The 14,519-nt window shown below is 42.3% G+C and carries 15 protein-coding genes; 7 read left to right on the forward strand and 8 right to left on the reverse strand.

Going from position 1 to position 14,519, the window contains the following annotated elements; genetic code table 11:
* The first annotated feature begins 27 nt into the window (after positions 1-27).
* The 3 genes from CHA01nite_RS07730 (at position 28) to CHA01nite_RS07740 (ending at position 2,647) form a co-directional block, all read left to right on the forward strand.
* The gene (locus tag CHA01nite_RS07730; RefSeq protein WP_146940738.1) at positions 28-531 is read left to right on the forward strand and encodes a hypothetical protein; all 504 of its coding nucleotides are present in this window, start codon (positions 28-30) and stop codon (positions 529-531) included.
* 68 nt (positions 532-599) lie between these two features.
* Positions 600-1,868, forward strand: coding sequence for a serine--tRNA ligase (gene serS / locus CHA01nite_RS07735; protein ID WP_146940739.1), 1,269 nt, complete (start codon positions 600-602; stop codon positions 1,866-1,868).
* 68 nt (positions 1,869-1,936) lie between these two features.
* Positions 1,937-2,647, forward strand: coding sequence for a peptidase associated/transthyretin-like domain-containing protein (locus CHA01nite_RS07740; RefSeq protein WP_146940740.1), 711 nt, complete (start codon positions 1,937-1,939; stop codon positions 2,645-2,647).
* Between the two features lie 85 nt (positions 2,648-2,732).
* Here CHA01nite_RS07740 and CHA01nite_RS07745 read toward each other — a convergent pair whose 3' ends face one another.
* The 8 genes from CHA01nite_RS07745 to CHA01nite_RS07780 form a co-directional block, all read right to left on the reverse strand.
* Complete coding sequence (locus tag CHA01nite_RS07745; RefSeq protein ID WP_146940741.1) at positions 2,733-3,500, reverse strand: sulfite exporter TauE/SafE family protein; 768 nt, start codon at positions 3,498-3,500, stop codon at positions 2,733-2,735.
* On the reverse strand, positions 3,491-3,943 hold the full coding sequence (locus tag CHA01nite_RS07750) for a FixH family protein (protein WP_146940742.1): 453 nt from the start codon (positions 3,941-3,943) through the stop codon (positions 3,491-3,493). The genes CHA01nite_RS07745 and CHA01nite_RS07750 overlap by 10 nt, the downstream gene beginning before the upstream one ends.
* 63 nt (positions 3,944-4,006) lie before the next feature.
* Positions 4,007-5,461 carry a cytochrome c oxidase accessory protein CcoG gene (ccoG, locus tag CHA01nite_RS07755; RefSeq protein WP_146940743.1) on the reverse strand — a complete coding sequence of 485 codons (1,455 nt, stop codon included), beginning with the start codon at positions 5,459-5,461 and terminating at the stop codon, positions 4,007-4,009.
* Between the two features lie 95 nt (positions 5,462-5,556).
* Complete coding sequence (locus CHA01nite_RS07760; protein WP_146940744.1) at positions 5,557-6,438, reverse strand: cbb3-type cytochrome c oxidase N-terminal domain-containing protein; 882 nt, start codon at positions 6,436-6,438, stop codon at positions 5,557-5,559.
* A 7-nt stretch (positions 6,439-6,445) separates the two neighbouring features.
* Complete coding sequence (locus CHA01nite_RS07765) at positions 6,446-6,646, reverse strand: CcoQ/FixQ family Cbb3-type cytochrome c oxidase assembly chaperone (protein WP_146940745.1); 201 nt, start codon at positions 6,644-6,646, stop codon at positions 6,446-6,448.
* A gap of 17 nt (positions 6,647-6,663) precedes the next feature.
* Positions 6,664-8,922: a cytochrome-c oxidase, cbb3-type subunit I gene (gene ccoN / locus CHA01nite_RS07770; RefSeq protein ID WP_146940746.1), complete on the reverse strand. Its 2,259-nt coding sequence runs from the start codon at positions 8,920-8,922 to the stop codon at positions 6,664-6,666.
* Positions 8,923-8,927: 5 nt separating this feature from the next.
* Entirely contained in the window at positions 8,928-9,152 is a 225-nt protein-coding gene (gene ccoS, locus CHA01nite_RS07775; protein WP_146940747.1) for a cbb3-type cytochrome oxidase assembly protein CcoS, read from the reverse strand.
* Between the two features lie 109 nt (positions 9,153-9,261).
* Positions 9,262-11,637 (reverse strand): heavy metal translocating P-type ATPase, encoded by a 2,376-nt coding sequence (locus CHA01nite_RS07780; protein WP_174771813.1) that lies wholly within the window; start codon positions 11,635-11,637, stop codon positions 9,262-9,264.
* 89 nt (positions 11,638-11,726) lie between these two features.
* Here CHA01nite_RS07780 and CHA01nite_RS07785 point away from each other — a divergent pair, with 89 nt between their 5' ends.
* The 4 genes from CHA01nite_RS07785 to CHA01nite_RS07800 all read left to right on the forward strand — a co-directional run bounded on the left by CHA01nite_RS07785 (position 11,727) and on the right by CHA01nite_RS07800 (position 14,328).
* Complete coding sequence (locus tag CHA01nite_RS07785) at positions 11,727-12,440, forward strand: Crp/Fnr family transcriptional regulator (RefSeq protein ID WP_146940749.1); 714 nt, start codon at positions 11,727-11,729, stop codon at positions 12,438-12,440.
* 61 nt (positions 12,441-12,501) lie between these two features.
* Positions 12,502-13,317 (forward strand): 3-methyl-2-oxobutanoate hydroxymethyltransferase, encoded by an 816-nt coding sequence (gene panB / locus CHA01nite_RS07790; RefSeq protein ID WP_146940750.1) that lies wholly within the window; start codon positions 12,502-12,504, stop codon positions 13,315-13,317.
* Between the two features lie 3 nt (positions 13,318-13,320).
* A complete protein-coding gene (locus CHA01nite_RS07795) occupies positions 13,321-13,647 on the forward strand; it encodes a hypothetical protein (protein WP_146940751.1) in 327 nt (108 codons plus the stop codon).
* Positions 13,648-13,650: 3 nt separating this feature from the next.
* Complete coding sequence (locus tag CHA01nite_RS07800) at positions 13,651-14,328, forward strand: RluA family pseudouridine synthase (protein ID WP_146940752.1); 678 nt, start codon at positions 13,651-13,653, stop codon at positions 14,326-14,328.
* Positions 14,329-14,519 lie beyond the last annotated feature (191 nt).

The raw sequence follows: 14,519 nt of genomic DNA on the forward strand, positions 1-14,519 counted from the left end.
AAAAATAAGTTTTTATCTTTGTTGGAAATGAGGAATATTGTTTTCGGAATCCTGGTCGTATGTTTAGCTGTTCTGAGCTGCAGGACGGGCGATGATGATCTGCAGAAGATCGATCAGATTTTAAATATCTACATGAAAAACGGTGCCGGTCGGGATCTGCTTCACCAGAAGAAGGACCAGACATACTTTACCTATTCCATGAATGACGTAAACGGAATCAAGGATATCGCCCCTGTAAGCAGTACGCTACGGGCGACTGCCGATTCCACGCTTTTCATCGAATACATTGCAGGCGCAAGGAGAATCGGGCTGGATACCCTTGATCCCAATAATAAAACCTACCATTCGGTTATTGCCGTTTCTTTAATTAAGAAGCGTAACAATACCATTCTTGATACGATCAACGAAAAGCTGGAAATACAATACCGGATGACGCCATCTGTGTTTGAAGTCTCGAAAGTATATTATAACGATACCCTGAGGTTTACAAAAACACCGGGTGCCTCCAATGTGGTAACCATCGTAAAATAAATTTAATACCTTTGCAAAACGGTTGACATCCAGATGTTCAACATTCTAATAACTAACATCTAAATAAAATGTTACAAGTCAATTTTTTGCGCGACAACAAAGAACGCGTTTTAGAAGGTCTTCAGAAAAGACAATTCAGAAATCCCGGGTTGGTAGATGAAGCGATCACTACCGACGAGGAAAGAAAGAAAATTCAGTTTGAATTGGATTCCCAGCTTGCCGAAAGCAATAAAATCTCGAAAGAAATCGGGCTTTTAATGAAAGAAGGGAAGAAAGAAGAAGCTGAATCCGCAAAATCTAAAACCGCAAAATATAAAGAGTCGATCTCGGAATTGAAATCTCAGCTGGATGTCAAGGAAAAAGAATTGATCAATATCCTGTACCAATTGCCGAATATTCCGAACGAACTCGTAAAAAGCGGGGCTTCTGCGGATGACAATGAAATTATTTACCAGTCTCACGACGTGGAAGGCCTGGGGGAAGGAGCTATCCCGCACTGGGAACTGGCGAAAAAATATAACCTGATCGATTTTGAGCTGGGGGTTAAAATTGCCGGTGCCGGTTTTCCTGTGTATTTAGGAAAAGGAGCCCGGTTGCAGAGAGCTTTGGTTCAGTATTTCCTTGATAAAAATGTTGAAAAGGGATACACTGAGGTAAACCCGCCTCACGTTGTGAATGAAGCTTCCGGATATGGAACGGGCCAGCTTCCGGATAAAGAAGGGCAGATGTACTACATCCAGGCAGATGATTTATACCTGATCCCTACGGCGGAAGTTCCGGTAACAAATCTTTACCGCGATGTTTTGCTGGAAGAAAAAGATTTACCGATAAAGAATACGGCTTTTTCCCAATGCTACAGAAGAGAAGCGGGAAGCTACGGTGCCCACGTAAGAGGCCTGAACCGTCTTCACCAGTTTGAAAAGGTAGAAATCGTAAGAATTGAAAAGCCTGAAAACTCTTATGCCGTGCTGGAAGAAATGGTGGAGCATATCAAAGAAATTCTTACGGATCTGGAGCTGCCTTACCGGGTACTCAGACTCTGCGGAGGTGATACCGGCTTTGCTTCTGCGATGACCTATGATTTCGAGGTATGGAGCGCAGCCCAGGAAATGTGGCTTGAAGTAAGTTCCGTCTCCAATTTCGAAACCTTTCAGGCCAACAGGCTGAAGTGCCGTTACAAAACAGACGGAAAATCCCAGCTCGTCCACACCCTAAACGGTTCTGCCATGGCTCTGCCGAGAATTATGGCTGCTTTGCTGGAAAATAACCAGACCGAAGAAGGCATTAAGCTTCCGAAGAAGATTGCGGACTATGCGAGATTTGATGTGATCAACTGATACAAATGCCCTTTTAAAAAGGGCATTTTCATTTATAAATAATTAACCATGAAAATATTCTAAAACAAATGAAAAAAAATTTTAATGTTCTTTTATTGCTGTGCATTGTTTTCTCTGTATCATTAAATGCTTCTGAAATAGAATTTGATACCAAGAAAGTAAATATGATAGAAGTTGCAGGACTTGTTGTGGATGCTGCCAATTTAAATGCTTTGGAAAACGCGCAACTCTACGATGAAAAAGGGCTCCTGATCGCGACTACCGATGCCAAGGGATACTTTACGGGTAAGATCAATCATTCTGGAGATGGGCCGGTTCATTTTAAAATCCGGGTGAAAAAAAAAGGATATACCACTTTCGTTCAGACAGAAAACTGGGGAAACCTAGGAAATGTGATCCGCAGTACGTATTACTTCGGAATCATACAAAAAGATAGCAGAGCAGGAAATTCTTTTTCTGAGATGACCTCTAATAAGGATTCTTCATTTGATTCGGTATTATCAGGATTCAGAGCGGTAAAAGAAAAATTAGATTTTAAAAATAAGCTCGAAGCAGCAAAAAGTAATAATCAAAAAGTATTTTTTGAGATCGGTTATGAATATTATCTGATCAACAACGGCGGATGGCTGAAAATTTCATCACCGGAAGAGCCTATTTCTACCGACGGAAAAAGGATGGTCAGGGCTTCAGAAATAAATTCCCTTGTTAAAAGATCACAGATCAAAGGAATGACCCCTGTTGATTCGAAGGAGTTTTCTTACGAAATTTACATCAGGTAAGAATGATATAATTTTAGACTTAATCAAAAAACCACCGAAAATTCCGGTGGTTTACTTAATAATAATTTTGTTCTTTTAAGAATACCTAATGGCAGTTCACTTTGCTATGATCATGGGTGCTGTGATCTCCCGGCAAATGGCAGTCGCCCTGGTTGTCTTTGGAAACCGTCATGGCTTCTGCTCTGGGAGAAATGTAGGGAATGCCTAATTCCATACCTCTGACGATAAACAGTCCGCCTAAAATGATCATTACTACAGGGATGACTTTCAAGACTTTTACCCGGAATGCCTGATTCATCAGGTTTCCCACCAGAACGACAGCAAACATAAACGGAAGAGTACCCAGTCCGAATAAAGCCATATATAAAGCGCCCTGTGCTATTCCGCCGCTTGCCAAGCTTGCAGTTAAGGCCATATAGACCATTCCGCAGGGTAAAAACCCGTTTAATACGCCGGTAGTAAATCTGGAGCGGTAATCTGCTTTCTGAAGCAGTCTTCCGAGATTCGATTTTACTTTGAATAGAAACCTAGAAATAAAAGGTATCTTCGAAGCAAAGTCCTTTCCTCCGAAAGAAAAAAGCGCCATGATAATTAGCAGAACTCCTACGGCGATCGTAAGGTATTTCTGAAATCCGGCCATTTCAAAGCCTTCTCCGATAATCCCCAGGATTGCTCCCAACAGAGAGTAAGTGAAAATCCTGCCGAATTGGTACGTCAGGTTCTGAAGGTAAAAATTGGTGGCCTGTTTTTTGGTCAGCCCCATGGAAAGGGCAATCGGTCCGCACATTCCCACACAATGGAATCCTGAGGCGAAACCCAATCCGATGGCTGATATAATAAGTGCTATTTCCATATCACATCATAATCCAGTCGGTAGTCGGTCTTGTCTTTTGTCCAGTTCAAACGTAAAGTATAACTTCCCATTTTCAAAACCTGGGCAGGAATCGTAAAGGAGCGGTTCGCATCAAGCTGTACCGCTTTATGAATGTCCAGATTCTGGTCATCGGTTCTGTTCATAACGAATTTTACCGTGGCATTGGAGTTATTGTAATCCTGCGGAAAGGTAATTTTAATCCCTGCTTTATCCTGGCTGTATACCGGTTTTTCCTGTAATGTATCAGCTCTTTTTTTAGCATCAATCACATCCTGGTATTTCAGTTCTTCTTCATAGTAATTGTCCGTTACCATCTCAGAATTTTTCTGTCCGTTCGGGAAAAGGAACAGCATCGATAAAATAAAGATAATAAATGCTGCTAATGCGATGAATACGCCGTGTCCCCAACTAAAATTTTTCATTTCTTTCTGTATTGCTTATAAAGATCCTCACGATCAATATTCAATCGTGAGGATGGATGATGGTTAAAATTGTAATTTAAATGGTCCTTCAAAATAAGTCTGATAAGAATCGATCAGCTTACCGTTCATATCGTAGACGCCGATGGTGATGTTCTGTTTTGAAAGGTTCATCTCACTTTCAGGGAAGCTGATATTTACCGTCCCTTTGGTAATTTTATCTCTTTCCACAGGAATTTTACTGGAACCGCTGTAAATCACCTCTCCATGCTTTGGCTCGATAACTTTAATCGTCACCAGTTTCTTATCATTCGTTTTGTTAAGGAAGGTGTAATTATACGTGTTGGTAATATTGCCATCCCTTACAAAGAAGGTACTTCCTGCCGGCTTAATGAATTTAGCTTCCATTTCACCTCTGTTGTATAAAAGATAACCCAAAAATGCAGTTAACAGTACGAGGATAACTGCAAAACCTTTCATCCTGCCGGAGAATTTAAACTCGGTCTGTTTCTCGATTTCATTTTCGGTAGCATACCGGATCAGTCCTTTCGGTAATCCTACTTTCTCCATTACTTCATCACAGGCGTCGATACAGGCGGTACAGTTGACGCATTCCAGCTGCTGTCCGTCTCTGATGTCGATTCCGGTAGGGCAGACCACCACACACTGGTGACAGTCGATACAGTCTCCTTTCCCTGCTGCTTTACGGTCTTCCCCTTTTCTCCATTTGGCTCTGTTTTCCCCTCTCTTGAAATCGTAGAAAACATTTACCGTATCTTTATCAATCAGCACACCCTGTAATCTTCCGTATGGGCAGACCAACGTACAAACCTGTTCTCTGAACCAGGCGAATACGAAATAAAAGGCTGCCGTCAGAAGGATCATTACAATAAAATTGGTAGGGTGGGCAAAAGGTCCTTCGGATACGATTTTTATCACTTCTTTATATCCCACGATATACATAAACATAAAATGGGTAATAATCAACGAGATAAAAAGATAGATTGTCCATTTCAGTCCCCTTTTCCAGATTTTTTCAGTATTCCATTCCTGCCGGTCGAGCTTCATCTGTCTGTTCCGGTCTCCTTCAATCGCATATTCTATTTTACGGAAAATCATTTCTAGGAAAATTGTCTGAGGGCAGATCCACCCGCAGAAAATTCTGCCGAAAGCAATCGTAAACACAATAATGAATATCAGAGAAGCAATAGCCCCCAAAGTAAGAATGAAAAAATCCTGAGGATAGAAGGGCTGTCCGAAAATAAAGAACTCCCTGTCGATCACATTAAATAAGATCAGCGGGTTTCCATTAATTTTAATGAAAGGTACCGCAAAATAAATGAGTAATAAAGTATAGCTTACAAGATGCCGGTAGTTGGTGAATTTCCCTCTCGGTTTTCTGGGATATACCCATTTTCTCTTCCCGGACTGATCCATGGTGCCAATAGAATCTCTGTAAGTTTCAGGGTCCAGAACCTGCCCTTGTCCGCCGCGTGCTTCTGTTTCTTCTATATTTGCCATTTGCAATAGTATTTAAAAAAGAAAAACATAATTCGTTATTATTTTTTATTCTAATAACAAATTATGTTTCTCATATGCTTAATTTTTATTTAAAATTATTCTTTTTCCCAATGCGCTTCAGTTCCCTGAGGAGCTGCACCGCCCTGAGCTTCCGTAACCGGAGGCAATTCCTGGTTGATGTGGTATACATAAGCTGCAATCTTTTCAATTTCAGCTCCCGAAACCTCTCCGTTCTTACCGAAGGCTCTCATCGCAGGATTGTTTGGCGAACCGTTCCAGTCCATGTGAAATACGTTTTTAAACAACGTCTTCTCAGGCTGGTTGATCCAGAATTTGTCGGTAAGGTTAGGTCCGATACCGCCACCGCCGTCTTCCTTATGGCAGGATGCACAGTTGGTTTTAAACAATTCCTTACCTTCCGCAATATTATCTGCCGAATATTTAGCCGTTTCAATGGTTACAGGAGGCTGGGTTTTGTTATAGATATCAATTGCTGCAATCTGCTCTTTATATTCCTGCTCGTACTCGTTGATTGGGTGGGCAAAGTCAGTAAAAGAGTAGGCTGCTACGTATAGAATACAAAAAGCGGTCCCAAAATAGAACAGGCCTACCCACCATTTCGGCAATTGGTTATCCAATTCCATGATCCCGTCGAAGCCATGATCGATAAGGATATCCTTTTCCTCTGCGGCAGATTGCTTCTTGAATGCTGCGTTGTATAATCTCTTAAAATAAGGTACTTTTTTCTCAGCCAGATAAGCCGCCTTTTCTTCAGGAGATAATTTCTTGAACTTGTTGTTTTCAACAAGGTCCCCGATAGCTCCGTGGATGTACGCCAGAATACCGGCAATGATCACGGTTCCCCAGAAATAAGGTGAGCTTAAGAATTGATAACTCTGTACAAACAGGTAGTAAAAAATAACTAAAAGTACGACTATGATGAGGATGTTTATAACAACCGGTGTTCTTTGTTTCATAATAAAATTAATTTTTTAAATTAAAATCGTCATCCTGATCATCCTGCAGGGGAGCTTCCTCTTCTTCCTTGTAATATTTTTTAGGCTTGCTGAAAACATAAATTACCAGGCTGATGAAGAACAGCAAAAAGAATATCAAAGCCAACGTCTGGTAAAAACCGGCATTGTCGGTGTTGGATAAGATGTCTTTAAAATTCTGAGGGATCATGATGTGAACCTTTAATATTAGTTATTACTTGCTGTTTTAATTTCAGTCGTCTTAATATCCGTTCCTAATCTCTGAAGATAAGATATAAGCGCTACCACTTCTTTTTTCTCCAGTTCTCCTTTCGGTCTCTTCGCATAGGCCTGCTTCAAATCCGGTGCTTCAGACATGATGTCTCTTACGATTTTTGAAGCCTGGTTGTTAGCCCATGAGTTGGCAGAATCGATTTCAGATTTGGTGTAAGGTACCTCAAAAGCATTCTTCATCAGCTTCATTTTGTCTACCATCTTAGACCGGTCCAGATCGGTAGCGATCAGCCAAGGGTAACGGGGCATGATGGAACCTGCTGACGTTGATCTCGGGTTATACATGTGCTTGTAGTGCCAAGAACTCGGGTTTTTACCTCCTTCTCTGTGCAAATCCGGTCCGGTTCTCTTTGATCCCCAAAGGAAAGGTCTGTCGTAAACGAATTCCCCTGCTTTGGAGTACTGTCCGTTTTTACCGTTGAATCTTACGATCTCATCCCTGAAAGGTCTTACCATCTGTGAGTGACAGGCGTTACAGCCTTCTCTGATATAAATATCCCTGCCTTCCAGTTCAAGCGGCGAATAAGGTTTTACCGCTGAAATCGTAGGTACACTTTTCTTAAGCGAAAGCGTAGGAATGATTTCCACCATACTACCGATGGAGATCGTTAATAAAGATAAGATTCCCATCAATACCGGAGTTCTTTCCAGCCAAAGGTGGGTTCCTTCCCCTTCTTTACGTTTTTTGCTGATGTTAGCCAAAGCCGGAGCTTCTGCCGGTACATCTTTCTGGAATGATCCTTTTCTTACAGTTGCTACAAGGTTTACCACCATCAGGATAGCTCCTGAAAGATAGAACAATCCTCCTACGAATCTCATTTTAAAGTAAGGAATGATTGCTGTCACCGTATCCAGCCAGTTTTTCCAAACCAAAGTTCCGTCCGGGTTGAACTGCTTCCACATTAACCCTTGCGTAAAACCTGAAATATACATCGGTACCGCATAGAAAATGATTCCCAGTGTTCCCAGCCAGAAATGCCAGTTCGCTAATTTTACGGAATATAATTTCGTTCTCCAAAGGATCGGGATCAGATAATAGATTACCCCGAATGCCATGAAACCATTCCATCCAAGAGCACCTAAGTGTACGTGTCCGATTACCCAATCGGTAAAGTGACCGATTTTATTGATGTTTTTTGTTGCCAATAGCGGCCCTTCAAAAGTGGCCATCCCATAACAGGTAACGGCTACCACAAAGAATTTAAGAATAGGGTTTTCCCTTACTTTATCCCACGCTCCTCTTAAGGTAAGAAGCCCGTTCAGCATTCCTCCCCATGACGGGGCGATCAGCATGATCGAGAATCCTGTCCCCACTGCCTGGGCCCAGGCCGGAAGAGCGGTATACTGAAGGTGGTGAGGACCCGCCCAGATGTATACGAAGATCAGTGACCAGAAGTGAATGATCGATAATTTATAGGAGAATACCGGTCGGTCTGCCGCTTTCGGTAAGAAATAATACATTAATCCCAGTACCGGTGTCGTAAGAACGAATGCTACGGCATTGTGCCCGTACCACCATTGTACGATAGCGTCTTTTACCCCTGCATAAGCTGAATAGGATTTCCATCCTGTGAAAGACAGAGGAACTTCCAGGTTGTTGAAGATATGCAGCATCGCTACTGCAATCCATGTACCTACGTAGAACCAGATGGCTACATAAAGGTGTCTTACCCTTCTATTGGCGATCGTCAGGAACATGTTTGCTCCGAAAATAATCCATGAGAAAGCAATCAGGATATCGATAGGCCATTCATGCTCTGCATATTCTTTGGAAGTATTGATTCCCATAAAGAATGTAACGTAAGTTACCAGGATCATAATCTGCCATGTCCAGAAATGGATCCATGATAAGGTGTCGCTGTACATTCTTGTTTTTAATAATCTCTGTAACGAGTAATAAACCCCTACATAAACCACATTCATTACGAATGCAAAAATTACAGTGGTCGTGTGCAGCATCCTGATCCTTCCGAACCCGAATGCACCATGCGTTTTTATCAATCCGTCGATACCGCCACCTAAACTCTTAATGGTCGTATCATCGGTTCCGAAAAGGAATTCCGGAAGCTCAGGATAGAAAAGCATTAATGCCGCCGTAAGCCCGAATAAAAACCCTATGATCCCGAAAGCTACGGTAGCATAGAGGAATGCCCGGACAATACTGTTGTCATAACTAAACTTTTGTGTTTCCATATCAACTATTCACTTTTATCTTCAATTTTATTATTTTCTCCTTTGTTTTTCAGGTCTTCTTTGTTGTCGGGCTCTTCCTTTTCCTTGATTTCATCGGAGTCGAACAGAATTCTGACAGCCGGGGATTCATCATCCTCAAACTGCCCTTTTCTTGCGTATATGATAAACACAACCAGGAAAACAGCAGCCAAAGAAACGCTGCAAAGGATCATTAAATACAGAATATCCATTAGACAACAAAATTAACCTATTTTCGGGGTTCAAATTTAATGAAAAATAATGACTTTCATCACGAAATACCGGTTTTAGCTAATTTAAAATCAGTCTAAATAAGCCTGTTTAAGGCCGTTTTTTAAAATACTTTCTGCCCAGGATCCAGGTGGAAAGTGTCGTAAAGGAAACCACCGTAATTGAACTGGCCGGCATGATCAGTGCAGCAAAGAGAGGGTGCATGTGCCCGGTTACTGCATAGCTTAAACCAACGATATTGTAAAGAAAACTGATTATAAATGTGATTTTCACAATCGTGATCGAGCCTTTGCAGACATTCAGGTAACGGTCCAGAGTCACCACTTTTTCCCCGTTCATGATGACATCCGAAGACGGGGTAAAGCTGTTTGAATCATCGGCAATTGCAATGCCTACATTGCTCTGTTTCAGTGCACCCGCGTCATTCAGTCCGTCACCGAGCATCGCCACTTTCATCTTCCGGTTCTGAAGGTTCTGGATGTAGTTCAGTTTATCCTCAGGGTTTTGGTTAAATGCCATCGCCTTGTAATCCGGGATCAGTTCTTTCAGCTGCTCTTCCTCCGAAGAATTATCACCGCTCAGAATGTAAACTTTATAATGGGTCAGCTTTCTGAACAGGTCTTTCAGGTGTTCACGGTACTCATTTTTAAAAATGAATTTTCCTATAAACTCATTGTTCCTGCTGATATATACGGCCGTTTCAAGGTTTTTGGATTCCTGACCGTTATATTTTGCCGAACCGATTTTGTACACAGTTCCTCTTACGCTTGCTTCGTATCCTTTTCCTGAAATCTCCCTGAAATGGTCCACCGGGAAATACTCATCTTTTGCTTCGATGAATTCGTAGAGGGATTTGGAAAGAGGGTGATTGGAATTTTTTAGTAAAGTTTTAATATTCAGCAGGTCAAATTCAGAAACTTCCGGACCTTCAAACCTGATATTCGACTTTTTACGGTGGGTGATCGTTCCGGTTTTGTCGAAAACAATCGTATCCAGTTTTGCAATTTTTTCAATTGTCAGGGTATCCTTTACGTAAAATTTATTTCGGCCTAAAATCCTCATGATATGCCCGAAGGTAAACGGAGCCGATAAGGCCAGCGCACAAGGGCAGGCGATGATCAGGATCGCGGAAATTACCTGGAACATTTTCTCCAGATCAACGGTGGCCCAGTAAATTCCTGCGACAAGCGCAATGCCTAAAATGATGAATGTGAAATATTTGCTGATGGTATTCGTCAGCGTATCCAGTCCGGTCTCGTGCTTTTTAAAGGCTTCTTTATTCCACAGCTGGGTCAGGTAGCTCTGGTCCACATCTTTGATCACTTCAAGTTCCAGAGACGAACCGATCTGTTTGCCGCCCGCAAAGATCTTGTCGCCAGGCTGTTTACTGATGCTCTCGCTTTCCCCGGTAATGAAACTGTTGTCGATATTCCCTTCTCCATTGATCAGGATAGCGTCCACCGGAATGATTTCCTGGTTCCGTACTAAAATCCGGTCTCCGACTTTAACGTCTGAAAGCAGGATGTTTTCCTGTTTTCCTTCAAAATCAACCTTCGTTACGGCAATCGGGTAAAAAGATTTGTAATCCCGGTCATACGAAAGCGCATTGTAGGTTCTCTTCTGGAAAATTTTGCCCAAGAGCATGAAGAACAGAAGTCCGCACAGCGTATCGAAATAGCCCGGACCGTAATTGGTGGCCACTTCATACAGGCTTCGCCCGAAAAGAACGATGATCCCAAGTACAATCGGGACGTCGATATTTACGATTCCGTTTTTAAGACCATACCAGGCCGATTTATAATAATCCGAGGCGGAATAGACCACCACCGGAATCGCCAGTAAACACATTAAAGCCCTGAAAAGGCCTTTGTAATGCTCCATCCAGTAATCTTCACCACCGATGTATTCCGGAAACGCCAGAAACATCCCGTTTCCGAAAGCAAAAGCGGCAATGGCAAACTTAACCAACAGTGACTTGTCGAGATGTTCCACATTTTTATCTGCTGTTTCCAGACTGATAACGGGCTTGTAGCCTAAATTAGTTAAAAAACTGGCTAATTCGCTTAATTTTAGTTCGTTATGGTTAAAAGAGATCTGCAGGGTCTTTCTTGTAAAATTAACCTGGGAATATTTGATGTTTTTATTCAGCGTATGCAGGCTTTCCAGCAGCCAGATACACGAAGAGCAATGGATAACGGGAATCTTGAAAGTCACCAGGCTGGTACCGCCTTCTGAAAAATCCGTAATCTTATCGAAAATTTCCTGGGTATCAAGATAGTCAAACTGTGAAGCGCTTGCGTCCGGACGGATCCCGGCCCGTTTATTTAATTCGTAGAAATTACTTAAGTTATTGGTATTCAGAATTTCGTAAACCGATCTGCAACCGTTGCAGCAGAAAGTCTTTTCATCAAACAGAATCCTTTCCTTCTCGATCCCCTGACCACAATGAAAACAGTTCTCACTCACCTTCATAAATTATTGAACTACAAAATTATAACAAATTTTTTTGTTTATCGAGTTAAAAAGTTCTATTTTTGTGATAAATGTCATATAGAATGTCGCAGGAACAACAGATTGCAATTGAAGAGAGGTTTGCCAGGGTATTTAGTGATAAATCGTTCAAGGAAAGACTTTCCAGCGCCGATTTTGAAAAATACATCAATGGGAAAAAGAAGTTCTCTTTTCATAAGCATGATACTATTTTCGAAGACGGCGAAACTCCGAAAGGCGTTTTTGTGTTGGAAAAAGGGGCTGCCAAGCTTTCCAAATCGGGAGCTTTCGGAAAAGACCAGATTTTACGGTTTATCAAAGAAGGCGATATCATCGGTTACCGTTCTCTGCTTTGCGGTGAAAATTTCCAGGCCAAGGCTGAAGCGATGACGGATATTGAAGCCACTTTTCTGCCGGCAGACATCTTCATGTATCTTCTGGAGGTAGATCCCCAGCTTTCTTTTGTGATGCTGCAGAAGATTGCTTACGAATTGGGAGAATCGTCCAATACCATTACGTTCCTGGCACAGAAGACCGTCCGGGAAAGGCTGGCCGAAATTTTATTGCTTCTGGAGCAGAAATTAGGCGTTGATCCGGAAGGCTTTATTAAAATTTCTTTAACGCGGGAAGAAATTGCCAACATTATCGGAACGGCTACCGAAAGTGCCATCCGCCTGATCTCCGAGTTTAAAGGAGACCAGCTCATCGAAGTGGACGGGCGGAACATTAGGATTCTCAACCACGACAAATTAATGAAACTCGGTCACGTAGTTTTATAAATCATACAAACTTTAAGTCGGCTCAGCGCCGACTTTTTAACTTTTAAAAAATAGATACATTATGTCTGTTCACTCTGAAATTAAAAAAGTTACCACGGAAACCTTGCGTAAAATGAAATTCGACAAGGAAAAAATAACCATGCTGACGGCATACGATTTTACCACAGCAAAAATGGTGGATGCAGGAGGAATTGATGCGGTTCTGATCGGAGATTCTGCAGCGAATGTTATGGCGGGTTTTGAGACTACGCTGCCGATTACGCTGGACCAGATGATCTACCATTCCCAGAGTGTGGTAAGAGGAACAGACCGGGCATTGGTGGTGGCCGACTTACCTTTCGGAACATACCAGAGCAATCCTGAGAAGGCCCTGGAATCTGCAGTACGGATGATGAAGGAAGGCGGTGCGCATGCCGTGAAGATCGAAGGCGGAAAGGAAATTTCAAAATCAATCAAGAAAATCATCAACGCCGGAATTCCAGTAATGGGGCATCTGGGATTGACGCCACAGTCGATTTACAAATTCGGAACCTATAAAGTAAGAGCAAAAGAAGAGGCGGAAGCGGAAAAGCTGATTGCCGATGCGCAGCTGCTGGAAGAACTGGGATGTTTTGCCGTGGTTTTGGAAAAAATCCCTGCCGATTTGGCAAAGAAAGTAACGGAAGCCGTTTCCATTCCGACCATCGGGATCGGAGCAGGAGCCCATTGTGACGGTCAGGTGCTGGTATACCACGACATGGTAGGAATGAACAAAGGTTTCAGTCCGAAATTTTTAAGAAGATATTTAGATCTTTATACAGAAATTACCGGTGCCGTAGCACAGTATGTAAAAGATGTAAAAGGGCAGGACTTCCCCAACGAAAGCGAAAGTTATTAATTCATGAGAAACCCACAGCAAACCCAGGGGATTATTTCCATCATCGCATTGTTCTGCCTTGTCGCAGGATGGTTCAATATTTTCTCCCCGGAAATCAATAATTTATTATCCCGGAAAATTTTTTATGCTCTTATTGGGATCAGCTTCTTTCTGCAGGCTCCTTTTTTAAAGAATAAGAATTTTGTTTACGGAATGTATGCCGCCGCCGCCGTTTGTGTCCTGGGAGGCTTGCTGATTCCGGTAGGCTCAAGAATGGAATCTATTAAAACCCTTGCCGTTTTTGTAGGGCTGATCCTTACATTTTCCGGCAGAAAAGGTTATCGTCAATAGCGTATGGAAGAACAGATTGTATATGAAGATAACCATCTTCTGGTAATCAATAAAAAAGTCGGACAGCTGGTGCAGGGTGATAAGACCGGCGACGAATCCTTATTGGAAGCCATTAAGAATTTCATAAAAAAAAGGGATGAAAAGCCGGGGAATGTATTTCTCGGGCTGGTTCACCGGATCGACCGGCCGACTTCAGGCCTGGTGATCTATGCTAAAACATCCAAGGCTTTATCGCGTCTTACACAGATGGTGAAAAACCGCGAGGTAAAAAAAACGTACTGGGCAGTAGTGGCAAAGGAAATGATTCCCAAAAGCCAGAAGCTGGTTCATTACCTGAAGAAAAACGAAAGGAACAACAAAGCCATTGTTTTCCCGAAAGCAACGGACGGTGCCAAAGAAGCGGTTCTTACTTACCACGTCATCAAAACGCTGGAGAATTATCTTCTGCTGGAAATCGATCTTGAGACCGGAAGGCATCATCAGATCCGTGCCCAGTTATCCAAAACCGGAGTTCCCATCAAAGGGGATCTGAAATACGGGGCTCCGCGTTCAAATCCCGACGGCGGAATCAACCTTCATGCCCGGAAGCTGGAATTCATCCATCCCGTGACGAAGGAAAATATAGAAATCATTGCGCCGGTTCCGCAGAATGACGCCGTCTGGAGGGCTTGTGAAGATTAATTCGAGGTACAAATCGGATGAATAGGCTGGAAGACGGGTGCTCGATGCTGGAAGTATTTCGGTTAAGATCTTGCCAGTAATTTTGTATAGTACGTATTTTTTCACTAAGTTAAAGTGTTTCAAATTCACTTTCTATTTTCGATAAATCACTTAGGAACTTTAAAACACCATGATCGAAAAATAACCAAAGC

Source organism: Chryseobacterium hagamense (assembly GCF_007991455.1).
GTDB lineage: Bacteria > Bacteroidota > Bacteroidia > Flavobacteriales > Weeksellaceae > Chryseobacterium > Chryseobacterium hagamense.